Genomic DNA, 20,329 nt, shown 5'->3' with positions numbered 1-20,329 from the left:
GGCAAGATCAGGGAAGACCTCGCGGAACGGCCTTGCCATGGCAATCTGTTCGTCAGTGATTTCAGGATTATCCGGGTCCGACGCGATCATGTGCTGGATTTCAGCTTCTTCCTTGTCAGTCAGAGGCTTATTCGAGGAAAACTTGGTCATCACAGGATCCTTTCCTTTCGGCTGGCCGGGCGCATCGAAATAATCGAAAGCGCTTCCGAAACGAGAGGCCTGAACACAACGGCGATGATCATTTCGCCCTTGAACTCTCCTATCGCCAGGCAGCGCCAAGTTTGGCCGGTGCAACTTTCGAACGATCGAAGAAATCGATATCGAGCTCGGAAAAGTCGAGCCCGTGTTTTTCGATATTGGTCAGACGCTTGGCTTCATCATAGATGATCTGCATGGAATAAATGTATCACATTAAGTCCTTCGGTCAATAATAAATGTGATACAAAAAATAGAGTCAAGCCTTGCCCTGCTATCATCGCGGGATGCAGGCTTGATGATGGAGTCGCCTTTTGTCCGCAGCTGAGGGGGCGTGTGCGGCCCTGGGGCGCCGCAAGTCTGCCTGCAAGGTTGGAAGTGGCGGTGGCGTGAAGGCGGGCCTGACCAGAAGAATATGCCTTCTGGCTGAATTCTTGAATAAAAATATATTTTATAATATAAAATATTCAATATTGACTAAAATCATAACAGGCAAAAATTCAACAAATCTCGACTATTTTGCGATTTCATGCCCAAAATAGGTGCATTTCTGTGATTTCTGATCAAATTTCATGAAATTTATGTCTATTGCTATTTAACAACACAAAATTTTGTGAATACTTCTTGCATACAATGAATTCCGGACGGCTTTCCCTGCAGGAGTATGATGTTGAATCCACCAGAAGATCACGTGAGCGAAGCTGTGCTTGAACTGCGCGATCTATCCATCAGTTTTTCAGGCCCGGCTCTGCCCGATCTGGTCGATCAGGTGTCCTTTTCGGTTCGCGGCGGTGAAATGCTCTGCATTGTCGGCGAAAGCGGTTGTGGCAAGAGCCTGACATCGCTGGCGATCATGGGGCTGCTGTCGGCGCCGCGCATGGTCGGAGAAATCAGGGTTGCGGGGCGGGATCTGCTCAAGGTTAGCGAGCGGGTCCGCGAGGATATTCGCGGCAAAGAGATTGCGATGATCTTTCAGGAGCCGATGACGTCGCTCAATCCATCCTACACCGTTGGCTATCAGATTGGGGAAGCGATCCGGCGTCATCGTCCGGGAAGTCGCGCCGATATTCGGGACGAAGTGATCGACATGCTGCGGCGGGTCGGCGTTCCGGCACCCGAACGGCGTTTTCACGCCTACCCGCACCAGATGTCCGGCGGGCAGCGGCAGCGCATCATGATTGCCATGGCGCTGATCAATAATCCGAAGCTTCTCATTGCTGACGAGCCGACCACAGCGCTCGATGTGACCATTCAGGCGCAGATCCTCGATCTGATGAAGGAAATGCAGCGTGAAACCGGAACCGCCGTGGTGATGATCACCCATGATCTGCGCGTGGTGGCCGAGGTCGCCGATCGGCTTGTCGTAATGTATGCGGGCCGGATCGTCGAAAGCGGCACGACGGCGGCGATCTTCGAGGATCCCATGCATCCCTATACGATCGGTCTGTTCGGCGCGATGCCGACCATGGGCGCACGCGCAGGGCGCCTTGCCACGATCGACGGCAATGTTCCGGCACCTGCTGATTTTCCTGTTGGCTGTCGTTTCGCGCCGCGCTGTCCCTTCGCCTCGGCGCGCTGCTTTGCAGAAAAGCCGCCGATGACGGAACTCGGCAACGGTCATTCAGTCGCCTGTTTTCATGCGCCGATCGAAGAGAGCATGACTGCAATCGCCGAGGAGCTTTCCGCATGACTTCCGAGATCATCCTGCGGGCTGATGGTGTCAGCAAGACCTTTCTCAGCCGCACCAATCTGCTAAAGGCGCCACGGCCCATTCATGCGGTCAGTGCGGTCAATCTGGAGATCCGCCACGGGGAAACCTTTGCCATTGTCGGCGAGAGCGGTTGTGGCAAATCGACATTGTCGCGCTTGCTCTTGGACCTCATCGCCCTGAGCGAAGGGCGGGTGGTATTTGAGGGAGAGGATGTCGCTGCGTTGAAGGGTGGAGCCAAGCGCGCCTTCCGCCGCCAGGCGCAGATGATTTTTCAGGACCCGTTTTCCTCGCTCAACCCGCGCATGACGGTTGCCGATATCATCGGAGAGCCGATCTGGCTCGAGGGGCGTCTCAGCCGCACGGAACGCCGCAACAAAGTGCTTGATCTCATGGCCCGCGTCGGGCTGAGGGCGGACCAGGCTGATCTATATCCGCATGAATTTTCCGGCGGACAGCGTCAGCGTATCGGCATTGCCCGGGCGCTCGCCGGTGATCCGAAGCTTATCATCGGCGATGAGCCGGTTTCCGCACTGGATGTTTCGGTTCAGGCCCAGATCATCAATCTTCTCGAGGATCTGAAGCACGAATTCGGACTGACGATGATCATCGTCGCCCATGATCTCGTTGTCGTGCGGCATATGAGTGATCGCGTCGCGGTCATGTATCTCGGCCAGATCGTCGAGATCGGCCCGGTAGAAGACCTCTATGGTGAGCCGCTTCATCCTTACACGCAGAGCTTGATGGCGGCCGTTCCCGTTTCGTCTCCCGCAGGCCGGCACGCGCGTCAGGCCGCCGAAGGGGATCTGCCAGATGCGGCCAGTGTCCCTTCCGGCTGCAGTTTTCATCCGCGCTGTCCATTCGCGCGGGACCGGTGTCTGACAGAAGCCCCTCATCTTCGCGATGTCGGAAACGGTCACCAGGCCGCATGTCATTTCCATGCCGAAATCCGTCAATCTCGCCCGAAGGCAGCGGCGGAGGCGGCGGTCCCGCCAAAGCTTGAACAGCGCTTGCAGCTCTATCGCGCCCGGCAGGCGCTGAACCCCTCCCGGACTGAAACTGAAACGCAGAAATATCCCATAAAGCAATGAAAGGAACAGCTCGCATGAAATTGTCCGTCAGTGCCCTTGCGCTGCTTGCCACGATGGCAGGCGCGTCGGCCGCTCTCGCCCAGGATATCACCATCGGTTTGCAGGATGATCCCGATCTTCTCGATCCGGACCGCTCGCGCACCTTCGTCGGCAAGGTCGTTTTCCAGTCGATGTGCGATACGCTGGTCGATGTCGATGCCGACCTCAAATACGTGCCCGAGCTTGCGACCCGCTGGGATCTCTCCGATGATCAGAAGGATCTGACCTTCCATCTGCGTGACGGGGTAACCTTTCAGGACGGGACGCCGTTCAATGCCGAGGCCGTCAAGGCGAATTTCGATCGCTCGATGACGCTTGAGGGCAGCCTGCGCAAGGCCGAGCTGATCTCGGTCGACAATGTCGAGGTCATTGATCCTCTGACCGTGACGCTGCATCTCAAGGCCCCTGACAGCACGCTGATGTCGCAGCTGACCGGTCAGCCGGGCATGATGCTGTCGCCGACCGCCTTTGCCAAGGATGACTTTGCCCAGAATCCGGTCTGTGTCGGTCCCTACAAGTTCCAGGAGCGTGTCCAGAACGACAAGATCGTGCTGGAGAAGGATCCGACCTATTACGATGCCGACCATTTCCACTTCGACACGGTGACCTATATGCCCGTGCCGGATGCAACGGTTCGCCTTGCCAATCTGCGCTCTGGTGCTTTCCAGCTGATCGAACGCGTCGCCCCCAGCGATGTCGCTTCGGTCAAGAACGATCCGGAGCTCGGCTTCGCCACCGTTCCGAGCCTTGGCTGGCGCGGTCTTGAAATCAACCTGAACGGCAACAGCCCGATGGCGAAGGATGTGCGGGTGCGTGAGGCCTTCGACTGGGCGATCGACCGCGACGTCATCAACCAGGTTGCCGGCCAGGGGCTGCTGCAGCCCGATTTCCAGCCCTTCTCGCCGCTTCATTTCGCCTATGACGACAGCCGCTCGCATCCGCGCGATGTCGAAAAGGCCAAGGCGCTGCTGAAGGAGGCCGGTTACGAGCATCCGACGGTCGAAATCATCTATGGCAACAATACGCTGATGCAGCAGGTGATGGAGCTGATCCAGGCCATGGCCGGGGAAGCGGGCTTTGACGTGAAGCTCAAGGCCAGCGAGTTTTCCGCATTGCAGGCCGCCCTTGCCGATGGCAATTTCGATATCGGCCAGGCCGGATGGGCCGGGCGCGTCGATCCCGACGGCAATTTCTCCAACTTCGCCCTGTGCGACAGTTCGCTGAACGACACCGGCTATTGCTCGCCGGAGGTTGATGCACTGTTTGCCAAGGCACGTGAGACTTCGGATGAGGCCGAGCGCAAGGAATACTACAAGCAGTTCATGGATATCATGATGCAGGAACGCCCCTACATCTTCCTCTACAACGAACTGTGGGCCTACGCCTACTCGGACAAGCTTGAGGGCTTTGTTCCCTATTCCGATGGCGTCATTCGCCTGAAGGACGTCTCGCTCGCCCAGTAACCGCGATCAGACGCGGCGCTCCGGCACATTCCGGGGCGTCGCCATCGCCGAAGATCTGTCATGCTCAATCTCCTGCTTCGCCGCTTACTCATCGCCATACCGACTCTTTTCATCGTCTCGGTCATCGTGTTTTTGATGCAGAAACTGATGCCGGGCGATCCTGCCCTGATCTTTGCAGGGGAGGAGCGTGATCCGGCCGTGCTCGCGCTTTTGCGTGAACAATATCACCTCAATGATCCTCTCTGGGTTCAGTATGGATACTGGATCAGTGATGTGCTGCACGGAAATCTCGGGCACTCGCTCAGAACCGAAGTTCCGGTCACGACGCTGATCGCCCAGAAACTGCCTGTGACGCTTCAGCTTTCGGCCGCAGCCATGCTGCTGGCCATCCTGCTGGGCATTCCCGCCGGTATTTTTGCCGCCACCCGCAAGGGCACGGGCACCGATTATGTGGTCAATGCCTTCGGGCTTGCCGGCATGTCGATCCCGAATTTCTGGCTCGGCATCATTCTCATTCTTGTTGTCGCCGTGCATCTGAAATGGCTGCCTTCCGGCGGCTTCGTGTCGGTCACGCAGGATCCCGTCAGGTTTCTCAAGCTGATCATCATGCCCGCTTTCGTGTTGTCGACGCCAATTGCCGCCTATCTGATGCGCCACACACGATCAGCGATGATTGAGGCGCTGCGCTCCGACTATATTCGCACTGCCCGGGCCAAGGGGTTGCGCAGGCCCGCCGTCGTGCTCCGGCACGGCTTCCGCAATGCGCTGATGCCGGTGGTCACCATGGTCACGTTGCTGTTCGGCGAGCTGATGGCCGGTGCGGTTCTGACCGAACAGATCTTCACCATTCCAGGCTTTGGCAAATTGATGGTCGATGGCGTTTTTACCCGTGATTATGCTGTGGTTCAGGGTGTCGTGCTGTGCACGGCGATCGCCTTCATCCTGCTCAACCTGTTGGCCGACATGCTCTACATCCTGATCAATCCGAAACTGAGGAAGGGCTGATGAATAGTACTTCTGGCGCCTCCACCGCCGCTGCCTTGCCAGTGACTGGACGACCTTCCGTCAAACGCCGCAATCGCAGCCTTGAGCGCTTCCTGAAGAACAGGGGGGCGGTTGCCGGCATCATCGTCGTGCTGATTTTCGTAGCGCTGGCAATCTTTGCCGGTGTCCTGTCGCCCTATGATCCGGTGAAACCGGACTATCTGGCCGTGCGGCAACCGCCGAGCCTTATTCATCCCTTCGGAACCGATGAACTTGGCCGTGATATCATGACCCGCATCTTCTACGGTGCCCGCGCTTCGCTGATGGCGGGCGTGGTCTCGGTCTGCGTTGCGCTTGCCATTGGCACGCCGCTCGGCCTCATTGCCGGCTATTTCGGTGGCATTCTGGATGCCTGCATCTCGCGCATTGCCGAAGCCGTGCTGGCCATTCCCTCGCTGGTGCTGGCAATCTCGATTGCTGCCTTTCTCGGGCCCTCTCTTACCCATGCCATGATCGCCATAGGCCTTGCCGCCACGCCGATCTTCATCCGCCTCGGGCGTGGACAGGTGCTAGTTACCAAAACGGAAGATTATGTCGAAGGCGCAAGGGCGATCGGTCTGCCGCATCGCTGGATCATGATCCGTTATGTGCTGCCCAATATTTTGCCGCCGATCATCGTGCAGGCGACGATTTCAATTGCAACGGCGATCATCTCCGAGGCCGCCCTGAGCTTTCTCGGCATCGGTCAGCAGCCGCCGAACCCGTCCTGGGGTTCGATGCTGAACACCGCCAAGAACTTTCTCGAACAGGCTCCGTGGATGTCGATTTTTCCAGGTGGAGCGATCTGCCTGATTGTACTCGCTTTCAACCTGCTCGGTGACGGGCTGCGTGACGCGCTTGATCCGCGCGGCTGATTTCTCAAAGAAAGAAGAAACCATGACCAGGACTTTCATCCGTAACGCCACCGTCATCACCATGGATGGCAGGGACCGGATCTTGAAGAATGCAGGTGTGCTTTTTGAAGATGACGTCATTGTCGAAGTCGGCACGGACATTGATCCCGGTTCCGATGCCGATGTGATCGATGGCACGGACCGCATTGTCATGCCGGGCCTGATCAATGGCCATATCCATATGTGGCAGACGGCAGTGCGCGGTTTCGGCGTCAACTGGACCGGCATTGAGCATCATCTGCACATGCAGACCGAATGGGTGCCGGTCTATCAGCCGGACGACATGTTCCAGTCCGAATATGTCGGCGCGCTGTCGCTGATCAATGGTGGTGTCACCACCGTGTTCGAATGGTGTCATGGCAACCGCACGCCGGACCATTCCGACGCGGCGATTGCCGGGCTGGAGCGCGCAGGCATCCGTGCGCTTTTCATTCACGGCACGGTCAAGACGCTGCCGCGAGAGGGGGAGGTGCATTTCTCGCAAGTGCCGCATCCGGCGGAGGAGGCACGCCGGCTGCGGAAGCGCTATCCCTCCGATGGCGGCATGATGAGCCTCGCGCTCGGCATCTTGGGCCCCGACTACTCGCCGGTCGAGGTCTGCGAAAAGGATTTTGCGCTTGCCGCCGAACTCGACCTCTGGTCCAGCGCCCATTATTCCGGTCGCAAGGGCAAGGTCGATGGCGGCTATTTCACCCTTGCTGAAAAGAAGATCCTCGGCAGCCGCCACAACGCGGTTCACGGCAACGCCATGTCCGATGAGGAGATCAAGCTTCTGATCGGAACAGGAAACACGATAACCGCCACGGCAACGACCGAAATTTCCGGCGGCTCCAAAGCGCCGCTCATCAGCCGCGTTCTTGAAGCGGGCGGCCTGCCGGCGATCGGCAATGACAGCGAGACGGCAACGGCCGGCTCCATGCTGGCTGCGATGCGCGAAAGCCTGGCGATCGATCGGCTGTTCCGCAATGTCAAACGTGATGCCGCGGCAAAGACCGATGCACCGGCTGCAACCAATGCCGTCTATCGCGGCATGCCCGTTCCTCCGCGCAAGAGCCACGACACCTATGATGCATTGAAATGGGCGACGATCGGCAATGCCCGCTCCATGGGGCTCGATCACCGGATCGGCTCGCTCGAGCCGGGAAAACAGGCTGATATCGTCATGATCCGCGCCAATGACATCAATCTTGTGCCGGCGATCGATCCCGTTGACGCGGTGGTCGCATTTGCGGATGCTGCAAATGTCGAGACCGTCTTCGTCAATGGCGTCGCCCGCAAGGCCGCAGGCGTGCTGACGGATGCTTCTGCGACGACAGCCGCTGCCGCCCTTCGCGAACGAACGCTGCGGATTCTCGCTGAAAGCGGACGCGCCGCCCTGGCGGAAGAGCGCTTCAGTTAAACATCTTGGCCGATATCGGGGCGGGTCCCGGCCCGTTCCTCTTTCCTTTCCCGGAGCCACACGGCTTCTCTTACAAGGCACAGGCAGCATGGTAGACAACGCGACGGTCACACCCGGCAGAACCATATGGCTTATGGCCGTAACGGCGGGTACGGTCGTTGCGAATAATTACTACAACCAGCCGCTTCTGGGGGAAATGGCCGCCGATCTGTCGGTTTCGGATCAGGCCGCCTCCTGGATAGCCAGCGCCACGCAGATTGGTTACGCGCTCGGTCTCCTTGCGCTTCTGCCATTGGGCGACCGGGTGGACCGGCGGCGGATGATCAGCCTCATGCTGTGCCTTTCGGCTGTCATGATGGTGCTGTTTTCCCTGGCCGGAACCTATGCGCTTGTCGTGCCGCTTGGTTTTCTGATCGGGCTTACCAGTATCGTGCCACAGATCCTGCCGCCGATCGCGAGCCAGATCGTGCCCCCTGAAAGTGCGCCGTCGGCTGTTGGCAAGGTTATGGCCGGGCTGCTGCTCGGCATTGTCTTGTCGCGCTTTGTCGGTGGGTGGCTGGGTGATCTCATCGGCTGGCGGCAGGTCTATCTTGTCGCTGCCGGGATTATGATTGTCCTGATGATCGTGCTTCGTCTCAGCCTGCCGGCCTTTGCCCCGACCTTCAAGGGGTCCTATCTGGATCTGATGGGCAGTCTGAAGACATTGTTTCTGAGACATCCGCTGCTGCGTTCGATCTCTTTTGCCGCAGCCCTGCAATTTGGTGCTTTCAGCCTGTTCTGGACGACGCTTGCCTTTCATCTGAGCGCCATGCCCGGTCACTATTCGGCCCGAATGGCTGGAAGCTTTGCGCTGGTCGGCGCCGTCGGCGTCCTAGGGGCGCTGGCGACAGGGCGGGCCGTCTCCCGTTTCTCCACCCGTCAGGTGCTGGTCTTCAGCGGGGCGCTGATGCTGCTCGCCTTCGTCCTGTTTATGGGCGCGACGCGCTCGCTCGTGCTGATGGTACCGGCGGTGATCCTTCTCGATCTGGGTATGCAGATGAGCCATGTGACCAGCATGTCGACGATTCTTGGCATCGACCGGCAATCGACCAGCCGGCTGAATACCGTCTATATGGTAACGCGTTTTGCCGGCGGGGCGCTTGGCACGGTTGCGGGCGGTTTCGCCTGGCATTATGGCGGCTGGATGGCCGTGACGATGGTCGGAGCGCTGTTCTGCCTGGTTGCGCTGTTGATCAATGCCGGGGCTTCAAGTACGGCTGAAGGGTCGATGACCGATGCGGTCTGATTTGGCAAGGGCGGGGCGCCCGATTGAAAGCGACAGGTTTTGAGCGATGGACAGAAATACATTCGGCTATCCTGCCACGCCCCGCCGTATAGAGCCGGCCGATATTACGACGGATAAGACACAGGTCGTGCTCGACGGTGGTGACCGTCAGCGTGACGAGAAGGGCGATCAGGTTTGTGCCAGCTCTGGCAATGGTGAAGGGGTTACCATTCAGTCTGTCGATCGCGCCTTGTCCATCCTCGAATATATCGCGGCCGCGACCGAGCCATTGAAGCTTCAAGACATTGCGCAGGATCTCAATCTCAAGACGCCGACCTGCTACCATCTGCTCAACTCTTTGGTAAAACGGGGCTTTGTGACGCGAAACGCCCATCCACGGACCTATCATCTCGGGCCGCGGATTGGTGAAATGGCCCGTCAGGGCAGTGCTCATTTCGACATTCGTCGTGCCGCCCTTCCGCATCTGATGGCGTTGCGTGATCAGATCGGCCATACGGTCTGCATGGCCGTCTTTTCTGGAACTGAGCTGACAATCGCCGCCGAGGCCGGCCGTGCCGATGGCGTGTCGCTCAGCAATTATCAAAACCAGTTCGCCGCTGCCGCCCACGCAACAGCGCTTGGCAAGGCCATCCTTGCCTGGCTGCCCGAGCCGGAAATTGCCCGGGTGGTGGCCGATCGCGGGCTGACAGGCTTTACCGATCTCACCATGGTTTCCCTCGGCGATCTGGTTGAAAGCCTGAGGCAGGTTCGCCGTCACGGTTTTGCCGTCGACACAGGAGAATTCCGGCTCAACGTCATCAGTCTTGCTGTCGCCCTGCGTGATCCGGGCGGTGGCGTTATCGGCTCCCTTGGCTGCCTTCTGCCGCGTGACGGTGACGATCTGTCGATGTTGCGTGACATCCGCTCCCAGGTGAGCACTGCGGCCAAGGCCGTCTCCGAGCTGCTCCGTTAGGACATTAACTTTCATTGTCCTTTGCCTAAACAGGACCTTTGCGTCGAACACCGCACAGTCTGAAGACATAGGTGGCAGAAAGGAACCAGGACCTTTGGGGGGAGCCTGTCAGGCAGCCTGAATCACTGCTCGTCGAGGGAATAGATCCGTTCCATTTCGATCAAGCTTGTCCCTTCCGGAGCGAAGGGCAGGGGCTTCTGATAGGTCGAACGAATCATGTCATCCCATGCTTTCACATCGGGATTGACTGCATCGCGCTTGGCCTTTTCGGCTTCTTGAAGTCGTCGCCCTGCTCCATGATCATGAACATGCGGTCGCCCACCAGATAGATTTCCAGAACGCGGATATCATCGGCGCGAATGGAATCCGTCACAGCCAGAGGCGGACCTCCGGGTTTGTGGAATTCTCTGTATTTTTCAATCAGCGCCGGATCGTTGCTCCTGTCATGAAGATGCTGGCGCGGAAGACGAAGGGCTTGCGACGCTGCAGGTAGTCTGACAGGTGGCCGCCGCCGAGCGAGGCAATGACCACAAAGACGAAGGTAACGGCAGTGTGATTGCCGATCATGATGTTGGCATCGGCATTCGACAGCTTTAGGCCGCTGCGGTTTCCCGGATGAATCCTGCGTGCCGCGTGAATTCTACCGCTGGTTCCCGTTAAAACGGGGAGGATTACCGGTGCAAGTCAAACCGCTCTCTGCTCGAAGAGATCCGCAATTCTTTCGTTGAAATGAGCATAACTGAATTCTTCGGCGCGTCGGTGTGCTGCCAGGCTCAGCGCTTCAAGTTTCGCCTTTGATGTTTCAGAGAGCAATGTCCTGCTTGTTGCAACCAGTTCTTCGAGATCGTCGAAAAAGAAGCCGTTAACCTCTTCCTTAATAATTTCCTCTGGTCCCCCAGCGCGAAATACAACCGGAATCGCTCCACCTGACATGGCTTCGACAATGCTGATGCCGAAATGCTCCGCCTTTTGAGGTTCCTTCTCAAGATCGCGGCCCAGCCCTGTCGAATGCCAGTAAATCAGACTGCGGGAATACAGGTCGTCCAGCTCGCGTTTGGAACAATTGACGTGGAAGAAAATCGGGAGGCTCGCAGCAGCTTCCCTCAACGACGCTAGATAATCAATGTCTTCTGCAACCGGAAATGATGAGCCAGCAAAATGCAGTTCTACATCCTCGATGCCACTTTCAACCAATTTGCGAAATGCCTCGATCTGCAGGTCCTGTCGCTTGGAATGACCGCCAATGAAGAAGCGTCCGACGGAGAGAATGACGCGTTTCCTGTCGGTGTCTGGTGCAACCAGAGGGACTGGTGGCGGCACAATCTCGATCGGCATTTCGGTGAAGCCGGCTTGTTGAAGCCGGTTGCTGTAATGGCTTTTGGTGAATGCAGAGTTCACAATCACCTGCTGATAGCTTTTCAGTGTAGCACTCTGGCTAAAGGGAAACTCTCTGATTTCAAACGGGAATTGACAATGATAGAAACACTTTCTTCCTCTTCCTACGATCGGTGGCAAGATGGCGTTGCCCATTGTGAGCATCAAATCCGGATCCGGGTCTCGGGCGAATTCTTCCTGTGTCTTGAAACGCAGCATGCCGATGTCCAGGCCAAAGGCGCAGCCGATTTGCTTAAGGCGCAGATTGGAATATCTATGCGATGTAACGACTTCAACGCGATGCGTTTGGGCGAGTTGCAATGCGGCGCTTAACAGATAGCGCTCTCCTCCCCCCGGCGTGATAGAATATGGAGAATAAACAACCGCAACCGGGCGGTCATCATCTTCTCCAGCAGGCGATGACCAGGCGACAGGCATAAAATTGGTGATAGCGCCATCAAGCTGTTTTGCCTCACGCGAGGTGAGAAATCGTCCCCAACGTGAAACAAATTTGTCGCGGTTCGTGTCTCCCAGTGCCTTGCGGTGCGCTTCTGCCTTCGTGTTGCCGTTGGCGGCGGCCCCTTCGATATGAATGACCCGACTTGCCGGACAATAGGCGACAGGCCTCCCAACCGCACGCAACTTGAAGCACAGATCCGTATCTTCATAATAGGCAGGTTCAAATGCCAGGTCGAAACCTCCCACATCCAAGAAGAGCTTACGATCGATCAGCAAGGCGGCTGCAGAAATATAGTCGACATATCTTGGGGTCAGAAGATCGGCGGTCGGGACAAGCTGGCCTCGACCATATCGCACGGGATAGCCTTTTTCATCGATCGTGCCCCCGGCTTCTTGCACCCGGCCGTCCGGCCACAGAAACATGGGGCCGACTGCACCGAGATTCGGGTTCTCTTCCATCGTCTGCAACAGAGCCACGAGCCACCCATCCTGCGGGAAGGCATCGTTGTTGAGCAACACGATGTGTTTTCCCGTCGCTGACTCTGCTGCAATATTGTTCGCCTCGCCGAAGAAGCGATTGGCGCCGATCGGAATGAAGGAGATGCCTGGGATGGCCTTTGAAAGCCGTTCTACATCGTCTTTGGCAGAACCGTTATCGACGATGACGATTTCATAGGTATGGCCTTCCGTGTGTTGCCAAATCTGCCGGATGCATTCAAGCGTCAGTGCAGAGGCGTTCCAGTTGACGATGAGTATCGAAACCTCTGGATCCGTACTTGTGCACCAGCGTGCTGCGCGCTTCAGCAATTCTGCGGCATTAAAATCTGTTGCCCCGGGAAATTCCGGGCGATATGCCCCGCAAATCACCGTTGCTGGCTCGGTCTGCGCCGCCTCAATGGCTTCTCGTCGCATGATTTTCACAGCTTCAGACCATGATGGCTTGTGAAAATGCTTCGTGATCTGCTCTTCAGCCCTGCGAACAGCTTCTGGCTGCTCGATTGCCTTGATGAAAAGCTCCGCAGCCTCGTCAAGGTTATCGGGGTCAAAGTACCAGACAAGACTACCGGCTTGTTCTTCTATTGGCGGCAGTCTTGATGTCAGACACAGCTTTCCTTGTTGCAGGCTTTCCACCACAGGCAAGCCATACCCCTCATTCGTCGAAGGGAATGCGGTGAAACGGCTTGCCCGCACCAGTGTGCTGATTTGCGCATCAGAAAGCCCTGATAATACAAGCAGCTTACCTGACTGCAGCAAATCCTGAAACAGCGACTGTTCATTGCCAATTCCGATGTCGTCACGCCCCGCAAGCACAAGCTGGGGGAAGTCGCGGTTCTGTTGAAGCAGTTTTCGCCACAGGCGGCAAAGCATGATCTGATTTTTGCGCGGGTCAATTGTTCCAACGCTCAGGACGAAATTCCCCATCTCGAGATCTCGAAAGCGCTCGCCTGACAGGTCGCTCTCAGGATTAGACACGTCTGCCAGCAATCGAGAACCAAAGGGAATGACTTTAATCGTTCCAGTGATGTCGACACCGTTTATGACAGACCATCGCAAGATCTGCTCGCGAACAAATGCAGTCGACACAAATATCCTGTCAGCCGTTTGTAGCGTAACGGTCAGCCATTCGGCGAATCGTGTTGCCTGAGGGACATCGATTTGGTCGATATCTTCAAGCGGAATAATATCGTGCACGAGGACCGAAAACCCGATGCCCTGCGTCGCGAGTTCCTGAAAGAGCGATTTGAACTTGGGGGTCCAGACCAGACCGGTAAAGAAGATATGATCTCCTTTTGTCGGAGAAAGTCCGGGGAATAATTCGGGAACATTCGAGCCGTATTGCCCGTCAAACTTCGAAAAGAGCGACTTGTCCAATTCCTCTCGTGACATGCCGACAATACTAAAATCTGTGCGTCCGTCACGGCAAGGAATAAGATGCGATGTTTCGTCTGACATAGCGGAATTAAGAAGCTCGATCGATACACGACCAACGCCCGTCACGTGTTCATGCACGTTCAGCCAATCGATAGTATCGCCGACATAGAACCATAATTTCGGAGAGAGCTTCATCGGTCGATTCGAGTGGATCTTCTTCGGCTGGCTCGAAAAGAACTTTTTCGGTTCGTAATTTTGTGCAGAAGCAAAAGTCGGGGAATGGAATACTTCGAGTTCTGCCTTGCGATCACGACGATAGGCGCGCCTTTTCTTCGCGTTGAACGGGTGCCTATACAGTGCGCGATATCGAATCGATTTCCCATCAAGCGGATGAGTTTCCAGCGTTGAACTCTTTTGTGTCAGAGCCGAGCTGCTTTTGAGCAGTTTATCGCGCCTACGTTTTCGATAAATCTTACGATCGCGACTAGAAAAAGGGTAATGCAGGAATGACTTCCAACGCAGAAGTCGCGTATTGGGTGTCACTGACGTGATCATTGAATCTGAAACGTCAGAGAGACCTTCGTTGTGGGGGATGACCTCAAATGCGGGGGGGCTTGTCAACTCTCTGGACAGGTCTCTTACCTCACTAGACAGCGAGGCAATTTCTTCGCTTTGATTATAAATCCATTCTACTTGTCGGGAAATCAACTTCGATTGGTCGACTGTCAACTGGCTCAACGACGTGACCTGTTCAGAAACTCTGGCCAGACGATTGCTAAGCTCAGCACGCTGATTACTACAGTCGTCAGCGCTGACACGGATTTGTTCTAATTGTGTATTAAGCGACTCAAGGTCTTGCTTGTTTCGAACAATTTCCTCAGCGAATGCTTTACTTTCTCTCTGGGCAATAATCGCGCTCCATTCACGCGAGACTCTCGCCCCCAACTCACCATACGCTGTTCGAATTTCGGTTAAATCTTGGTCATCGCCGCTAAAAAATGAACTAATAGCTTCAGGAACCTCACCTACGGCGAGAATACCGAGGCCATATTGATGATAAAATTCAAATGTCTTGTACTTTTCGCGCAGCTCACGAAATAGTTTCCAGACGCCAAATCCTCTATCTCGAACGTTTGTATCGTGAAAAATTATTATTCCATTTCGGGATACTTTTGGAAGCCATTCCTCAAAGTCATTCTTGGCATCGTCATAAAAATGACGACCGTCAATATGTAGAATATCAATATATCCATCAGGAAATTTATCAGATGCTTCAGTAAATGTCATTTTCATGAGCGAAGAAAATGAGGAGTAATTCACATTGTAATCTGATACTTTTTGAAAAACCTCATCTCCGTAGAAGCCCGCATGCTCGTCTCCGCGCCAAGTGTCAACTGCATAGGCGAGCGTGCCGAGTCCATGCTTCTTGATCGCTTGGCAAAAACAGAAATAAGAGAACCCATTGTGTGTGCCGAGTTCGACAAACACCTTAGGCCTGAGCGTCGCGATTAGATGAAAGGCAAAGGGTGCGTGACCCAGCCAGCCGGATTCAACTAAATTCTCAGGAAGCATAAAACTGTCTTGGGAAAGAAAATCTCGCATACGCTATTTCTCACAACATTTCATAAATTCAGCCGATTCCTTACTACAGCCTTTGTAAAGTCGCTATCACCTTTAATCCTCGACATGAATTAATATGTGAATAGCTCTGCGAATTGTAGCCACCTGGACGCCTGCCATTCGATCCGCCAGACCGATTCAGTGTTTTGGCAAGTGACCTGCACCCCGTGCGTCCAGAAGTGGCTCGGTTTGTCTGACGCTCTTCTAAGTGTCAAGCGGCGATTTGCGTCTGATTGATCTGATTGTGGCGCCGCATGATGATGCCGAAGACTTCGCGGGCGATGTAGCGCTTGAGGCTGCGAATGGCCTCGAGCTTTGAGTTTCCGGCAGCGATGCGCTTGGCAATATAGGCCCGGGTGCGTGGGTGCAGTCGCAGCCGCCCGATCGCGATTATGTGGATGGCGCTGTTGGCTGAGCGATCACCGCCTCTGTTCAGTCGACGACGGCGCAGAGATAGACGAAGCCGCGCGCCATCGGGAGTGGAGTAAGAAGCGCAACTGCGCTTCTCTTCCCCGAACCGTAAGTGCGCCTTTCAGCGCATACGGCTCTTCATTCAAGCTTGGACCATGGCCATGGCAACGTCATAGCAATGCGACGTGACGGTACTGCGGTTCTCGATTCGGAAGATGTATGGATTTTCCTCTGAACTACGCCATCGGAATAGCGCCGTGGGGCTTGAGACAAGCCTCTTCAGCGCTTTTCCGACAGGATCACCGCGGTCACTGCGACCAAACACGAGCCAGGTTTTCGCCTTGCCCGGTTCTGGGGCCCTGAACCATTTCCGCCCCAACCAATGCGCCATTTTCCAGAATACGACATGGTCGATGCGCCGGAAGATGTGTGCCGTGAAGTCGGTCAACTCTTAGAACGCCGCCCATCCCACCAATTGGCGGTTTAGGCTGGAGATCATGTCGATCGTATTGACACTATGATTGCCGGATAAGGTTTCGGTCAGTCTGCGAACAAACCCTTTGGCCTTTTCCTCGGGTATCGTCGTCACCACGGACATCCGTCCGTGTGCCCCTCGTTTACGAATGATCCGGTGGCCCAAAAAGTCGAAACCGTCATTGACGTGAGTGACATGGTCACCTTCCTACCTCATTTTTAGCTAGGAATCTGTCTAAATTTCGCCGGGCTATTCCACCACGGTTGAGCTAACTTGTTTAGAAATTAGAAAAAACGGGCATTGATTCGAGAATGACTTCTGAGATTTTGCGTCGATTTCACCGATCGACACGTATGCAACGCGATTTTGTACGTACCGAGTTCAATATTGGAAAGATACGTCATCGATCAAAATATCAAAACATTGATAATCTTAATCAAAATCGATGTTCTGCCCACGGCCTCTTCCTCTATCACCAACGCAATCAAGAAACTGAGCGGCACTTTGAGAGGCTGGTGACGGAAACGAAAGGGCTTGTGACCTGGCACCGTCTATTCAATTCAGAAGGGGGCGGCTCCCCTCTGACGGACTTGGAATATGTATCTCCCGCACTGACGATGCCATTTCGTTATCAGGACATGATGGAAAACGGTGGCGTACAGGGAGGATTTGCCGATGTGGCGATTATGCCTGCAGTCCTTGCATCAGAGGCACCTTTTGTCTGGGTCATGGAATATGACGTGGACTTCTCAGGTGACTGGAGCTCGTTCTTTGGCTGTTTCAGCCAGAATCAGTCAGACTTCCTTACAACAATGCTGCGCCCGTACAATCAAAGTCTAGACTGGACGCATTGGCCCAATGCTGTGTGTCCCCAGGGCGTTCATCGAACTATGCTGTTTCGATCATTTAATCCGATCATGCGGATTTCGAAGCGCTTCGCTATGGCCTATCTTGAGGCCTTGCGAACGCAGAGATGGAAAGGACATTACGAGTTTCTTTTGCCTAGTATTGCGGCAAATGGCCCGTTTGGAATGGAAGAGCTTGGTGGAAATGGAAGGCTTTGTCCCCGTGACCGAAAAGGGAAATTCTATACAGCGAGCGACCGACAGGATTTAACAGGCCCGGAAACATTTGTGTGGCGGCCCATCAGGGACGGCTACTATCATGAGACGCCAGACCGTTTCAGTGAGAAAAACCACCTCTATCATCCATGTAAGAGCGGTGTTCCGGATTGGCGTAGCCCAAGTCAACTGGAGCGACCTTCAAAGCTCGATTCTTCACAAGAAAAGCTTAGCCTATCGGTGGTAATGGCTACTTTTAATGGTGAAGCATATCTTCCTCAGCAGCTTGAGAGTTTGATGCGCCAGACACGGCATCCCGACGAGTTAATTATTGGCGATGATGCCTCGACCGATGGTACATGCGAAATAATACGCGACTTTGCGAATCGAGCTCCATTTCCTGTGACGCTCGTCGAACGCAAGGAGCGCCTTGGTTTTGCACAAAACTTCATCGATCTCCTGAAGAGGAGCAAGCAGGATCTTATTTTCTTTTGCGATCAAGATGATGTTTGGCATGATCAAAAGATCGACATCGTTGCAAACGCGGCATCGGTCGAATCCGCACTCGTGTTCTCCCACGATCTCGAAATTTTCAACGATCACGATTCCACGGAGACCATTCGATACAGGTCGTATTTTGATCATTTGAAAAGGCTCGGTCTGAACCAGGAGGTTTGTATTAAGGGCTGCGGCATGGCTGTTCGCCGGGAGCTCCTGGATTTGACCGGATGGGCTCCTGATCAGCACTGTTCACATGATTCATGGTTCGGCTTGATCGCTACCGCATTGGGCAAAAGAGCAACAATTGAAGCTCCGCTGGTGCGACATAGGATACATGATGCCAACACATCAGGGTGGCTCATTTCGGAAGACGAAGTGCGCGAGCGCGTGAGGCCGCAGAGCAAAAGCGCCTTTGATCAAATGCTGGATCTCTACCTTCACACATGGCCGCAAGAGCGTGTTGATACGCTTCAGAGGAGGTTAGTGCCAACGGGACGTGGCGTGAGCGCGGAGCAGACAAGAGAGGCTATTTCCGGTCTTGCTTTCTGGCGGTATGGTACGCGCCTGAGTGAACAACAGGCCGAGCATATGATTGGTCGCTTGTTGATAGAGGACGAATTTGATGCGGAATTCTATCAATCTCAGAGGTTCGGCTTGCCTGATCTGGAAGATCCGATCGGCCACTATCTTGAAACGGGTTGGATGCAAAAGCTGAATCCAAACCAAACATTCATGACCGAATTTTACCTTTATTCTAACCCTGACGTTGCTGAAGCCAATATCAATCCATTTGTTCATTATCTCCGATACGGCGAGCAGGAAGGCCGCTCCGCAATGCCTGCCTCAGAAGAGCAACTTAACGCATTTGTCAGGTTTCGTTCTTATCCGGTCTCAGGTGGTGGGGGTGGAAGGGGCTGCGGCGTTGTCGCCATGGTCAAGAATGAAATAAGTATCATTGAAACATTCATAGCTCATCTCATGTCATTATTCGACCATATCGTCGTCATTGATCATGGGTCGACGGATGGGACGCTGGAATATTTGAATTCAGTTTCTCAACGCGAAGCAAAATTGGCAGTGCGCCATTTCGGAAATTCGGGATATTTGCAAGCCGAAATAATGACTTATACGATTCGTACCGAGCCTCATCTGAAGTCATCGAAATGGCTGTTCTTCCTTGATGCTGACGAATTTCTTCCATTTCAGGGAAAGCGTGAATTAATAGAAGCGCTTGAAACACATGATTGTGATCCTGTCATAGGCATGAATTGGGCGAACTTAATTCCCTCTGTTTACCGGGATGGCAAGTTTGATCCGGAAATTTCTGGCCCATTTTATTGTCCTCCTCATGTCTCAGCTGCCCGCAAAGTTGCAATTCAGCCGGCGCGTATTAATCTGGAGGCAGTATTTGTCGCTCAGGGCAACCACGATTTATGTTCGTGGCGCGGGGGACCTGCTCTTCGTGCAATAACAGCAGATTTTCCTTTGCTGCATCTGCCGATTCGGTCACGTGAGCAGATAGAAATGAAAGCAAAACAAGGATCGACGGCACTTGACTTAAGTAACCTTGAACCGGAACTGGGTAACCATTGGCGTATTATGAATGAGTACCTTCAACATAATAAGGCCTCTGAGGAAATCCTCAATGCGATGATTTACCATTATTCCTTTGGAGACATGGGCCGAACATATAGCAGGAAAGAATTGCTCGAATTAGGGGCTCAGGTGATTGAATTTCCATCGATGAGTGCGATCAGTTTGTAATCCGCCCCGTTTTAGCGGGGTTCAGCGGTAGAATTCAGGCGGCCATTTTCAGTTTCTGAGCGGGTGTTATGCCGCCAATGCCCGTGTTGGGCCGTTCGAGGTTATATGTCCAAAGCCGCTGTGTGGCGACCTCCTGCACCTGCATTATGCGTAAGCGCTCACTTCGATGCACGTTGACGCTGGCGATTTCGACAGATTGCCTTGCGACCTAGCAAGGCATCGTGTTGGATCAGGCGGTGGTTGTTTTCGGGAAGTTGAAGGGCAACAAATCGTTGATGTCGGCGTCGCCGGCGTGCTGCGGGAATTCGGCGAGGGCATGGCGCAACCAGGCCAATGGCTCGACGCCGCAAGCCCGGCAGGTCTACATCAGACTGTAGACGACGGCGCTGGCCCTTGCTCCCTCGACGGTGTTGCTGAACAGCCAATTCTTCCGGCCGGTGGCAAAGATTCTGATATCGCCTTCGAGAAGGTTGTTGTCTATCGCCAGCCGGCCGTCCTCGGTGGAGCGCGTCAGATATTCCCATTGGTTCAGGGTATAGAAGACGGTCTCGCCGAACTTGCTGTCCGGCGAGACCTTCGGGCCGACGGCGTAGCGCCGCTCCCCAATTCTTCTCAAGCTGTGCCGCAATCAGCGTAAGCGCTGTCTCCGCCCCATGGGAGATCAGGTTGACTTGCTGAAGTTCCAGGGAAGGAGCTCATCGATCCTGGAGTTCGGGTGGCCAG

The 20,329-nt window shown here is 54.8% G+C and carries 12 protein-coding genes and 5 pseudogenes; 9 read left to right on the top strand and 8 right to left on the bottom strand.

Annotated elements, in window-relative coordinates; translation table 11 throughout:
• Positions 1-153 (bottom strand): annotated as a pseudogene (locus FJU08_RS23375) (BrnA antitoxin family protein); the annotation flags it as partial.
• Positions 150-394: pseudogene (locus FJU08_RS22040) on the bottom strand (BrnT family toxin). The pseudogenes FJU08_RS22040 and FJU08_RS23375, both read right to left, overlap by 4 nt.
• A 468-nt stretch (positions 395-862) precedes the next feature.
• Between FJU08_RS22040 and FJU08_RS22035 the strand changes: the two are divergent.
• The 8 genes from FJU08_RS22035 (at position 863) to FJU08_RS22000 (ending at position 10,069) form a co-directional block, all read left to right on the top strand.
• Positions 863-1,885 (top strand): ABC transporter ATP-binding protein, encoded by a 1,023-nt coding sequence (locus tag FJU08_RS22035; RefSeq protein ID WP_181409998.1) that lies wholly within the window; start codon positions 863-865, stop codon positions 1,883-1,885.
• Complete coding sequence (locus tag FJU08_RS22030) at positions 1,882-2,994, top strand: ABC transporter ATP-binding protein (RefSeq protein ID WP_141151197.1); 1,113 nt, start codon at positions 1,882-1,884, stop codon at positions 2,992-2,994. The genes FJU08_RS22035 and FJU08_RS22030 overlap by 4 nt, the downstream gene beginning before the upstream one ends.
• Positions 2,995-3,008: 14 nt before the next feature.
• Positions 3,009-4,496 (top strand): ABC transporter substrate-binding protein, encoded by a 1,488-nt coding sequence (locus FJU08_RS22025; RefSeq protein WP_141151196.1) that lies wholly within the window; start codon positions 3,009-3,011, stop codon positions 4,494-4,496.
• A gap of 60 nt (positions 4,497-4,556) precedes the next feature.
• Positions 4,557-5,501, top strand: a complete 945-nt coding sequence (locus FJU08_RS22020; protein WP_141151195.1) for an ABC transporter permease — start codon at positions 4,557-4,559, stop codon at positions 5,499-5,501.
• Positions 5,501-6,394, top strand: a complete 894-nt coding sequence (locus FJU08_RS22015; RefSeq protein ID WP_141151194.1) for an ABC transporter permease — start codon at positions 5,501-5,503, stop codon at positions 6,392-6,394. The genes FJU08_RS22020 and FJU08_RS22015 overlap by 1 nt, the downstream gene beginning before the upstream one ends.
• A gap of 22 nt (positions 6,395-6,416) precedes the next feature.
• Positions 6,417-7,832 carry an amidohydrolase family protein gene (locus FJU08_RS22010; RefSeq protein WP_141151193.1) on the top strand — a complete coding sequence of 472 codons (1,416 nt, stop codon included), beginning with the start codon at positions 6,417-6,419 and terminating at the stop codon, positions 7,830-7,832.
• An 88-nt stretch (positions 7,833-7,920) separates the two neighbouring features.
• Positions 7,921-9,117, top strand: a complete 1,197-nt coding sequence (locus FJU08_RS22005; RefSeq protein WP_181409997.1) for an MFS transporter — start codon at positions 7,921-7,923, stop codon at positions 9,115-9,117.
• Between the two features lie 46 nt (positions 9,118-9,163).
• Complete coding sequence (locus tag FJU08_RS22000) at positions 9,164-10,069, top strand: IclR family transcriptional regulator (protein WP_141151191.1); 906 nt, start codon at positions 9,164-9,166, stop codon at positions 10,067-10,069.
• Between the two features lie 232 nt (positions 10,070-10,301).
• Here the strand turns inward: FJU08_RS22000 and FJU08_RS23020 are convergent, their stop codons facing one another.
• The 4 genes and pseudogenes from FJU08_RS23020 to FJU08_RS21985 form a co-directional block, all read right to left on the bottom strand.
• Positions 10,302-10,442 (bottom strand): L-rhamnose mutarotase, encoded by a 141-nt coding sequence (locus FJU08_RS23020; RefSeq protein WP_235890944.1) that lies wholly within the window; start codon positions 10,440-10,442, stop codon positions 10,302-10,304.
• Positions 10,443-10,489: 47 nt separating this feature from the next.
• Entirely contained in the window at positions 10,490-10,636 is a 147-nt protein-coding gene (locus tag FJU08_RS22910) for a hypothetical protein (protein ID WP_181409996.1), read from the bottom strand.
• 117 nt (positions 10,637-10,753) lie between these two features.
• Positions 10,754-15,376, bottom strand: coding sequence for a glycosyltransferase (locus tag FJU08_RS21990; RefSeq protein WP_141151190.1), 4,623 nt, complete (start codon positions 15,374-15,376; stop codon positions 10,754-10,756).
• Positions 15,377-15,605: 229 nt separating this feature from the next.
• Positions 15,606-15,839, bottom strand: a pseudogene (locus tag FJU08_RS21985) (IS110 family transposase); the annotation flags it as partial.
• A gap of 752 nt (positions 15,840-16,591) precedes the next feature.
• On the opposite strand from FJU08_RS21985, the gene FJU08_RS21975 reads away from it, so the two are divergent.
• On the top strand, positions 16,592-19,606 hold the full coding sequence (locus FJU08_RS21975) for a glycosyltransferase (protein ID WP_141151189.1): 3,015 nt from the start codon (positions 16,592-16,594) through the stop codon (positions 19,604-19,606).
• Between the two features lie 34 nt (positions 19,607-19,640).
• On the opposite strand, the pseudogene FJU08_RS21970 reads toward FJU08_RS21975, so the two are convergent.
• Both FJU08_RS21970 and FJU08_RS21965 read right to left on the bottom strand, forming a co-directional pair.
• Positions 19,641-19,754: pseudogene (locus FJU08_RS21970) on the bottom strand (IS3 family transposase); the annotation flags it as partial.
• A gap of 81 nt (positions 19,755-19,835) precedes the next feature.
• Positions 19,836-20,192, bottom strand: a pseudogene (locus FJU08_RS21965) (IS66 family transposase); the annotation flags it as partial.
• Positions 20,193-20,329 lie beyond the last annotated feature (137 nt).

The sequence above is a fragment of the Martelella alba genome, from assembly GCF_006516955.1.
Classification (GTDB): Bacteria; Pseudomonadota; Alphaproteobacteria; order Rhizobiales; family Rhizobiaceae; genus Martelella; species Martelella alba.
Note: the sequence above shows the minus strand (reverse complement) of the source record. Positions and strands in the feature narration are given on the sequence as shown.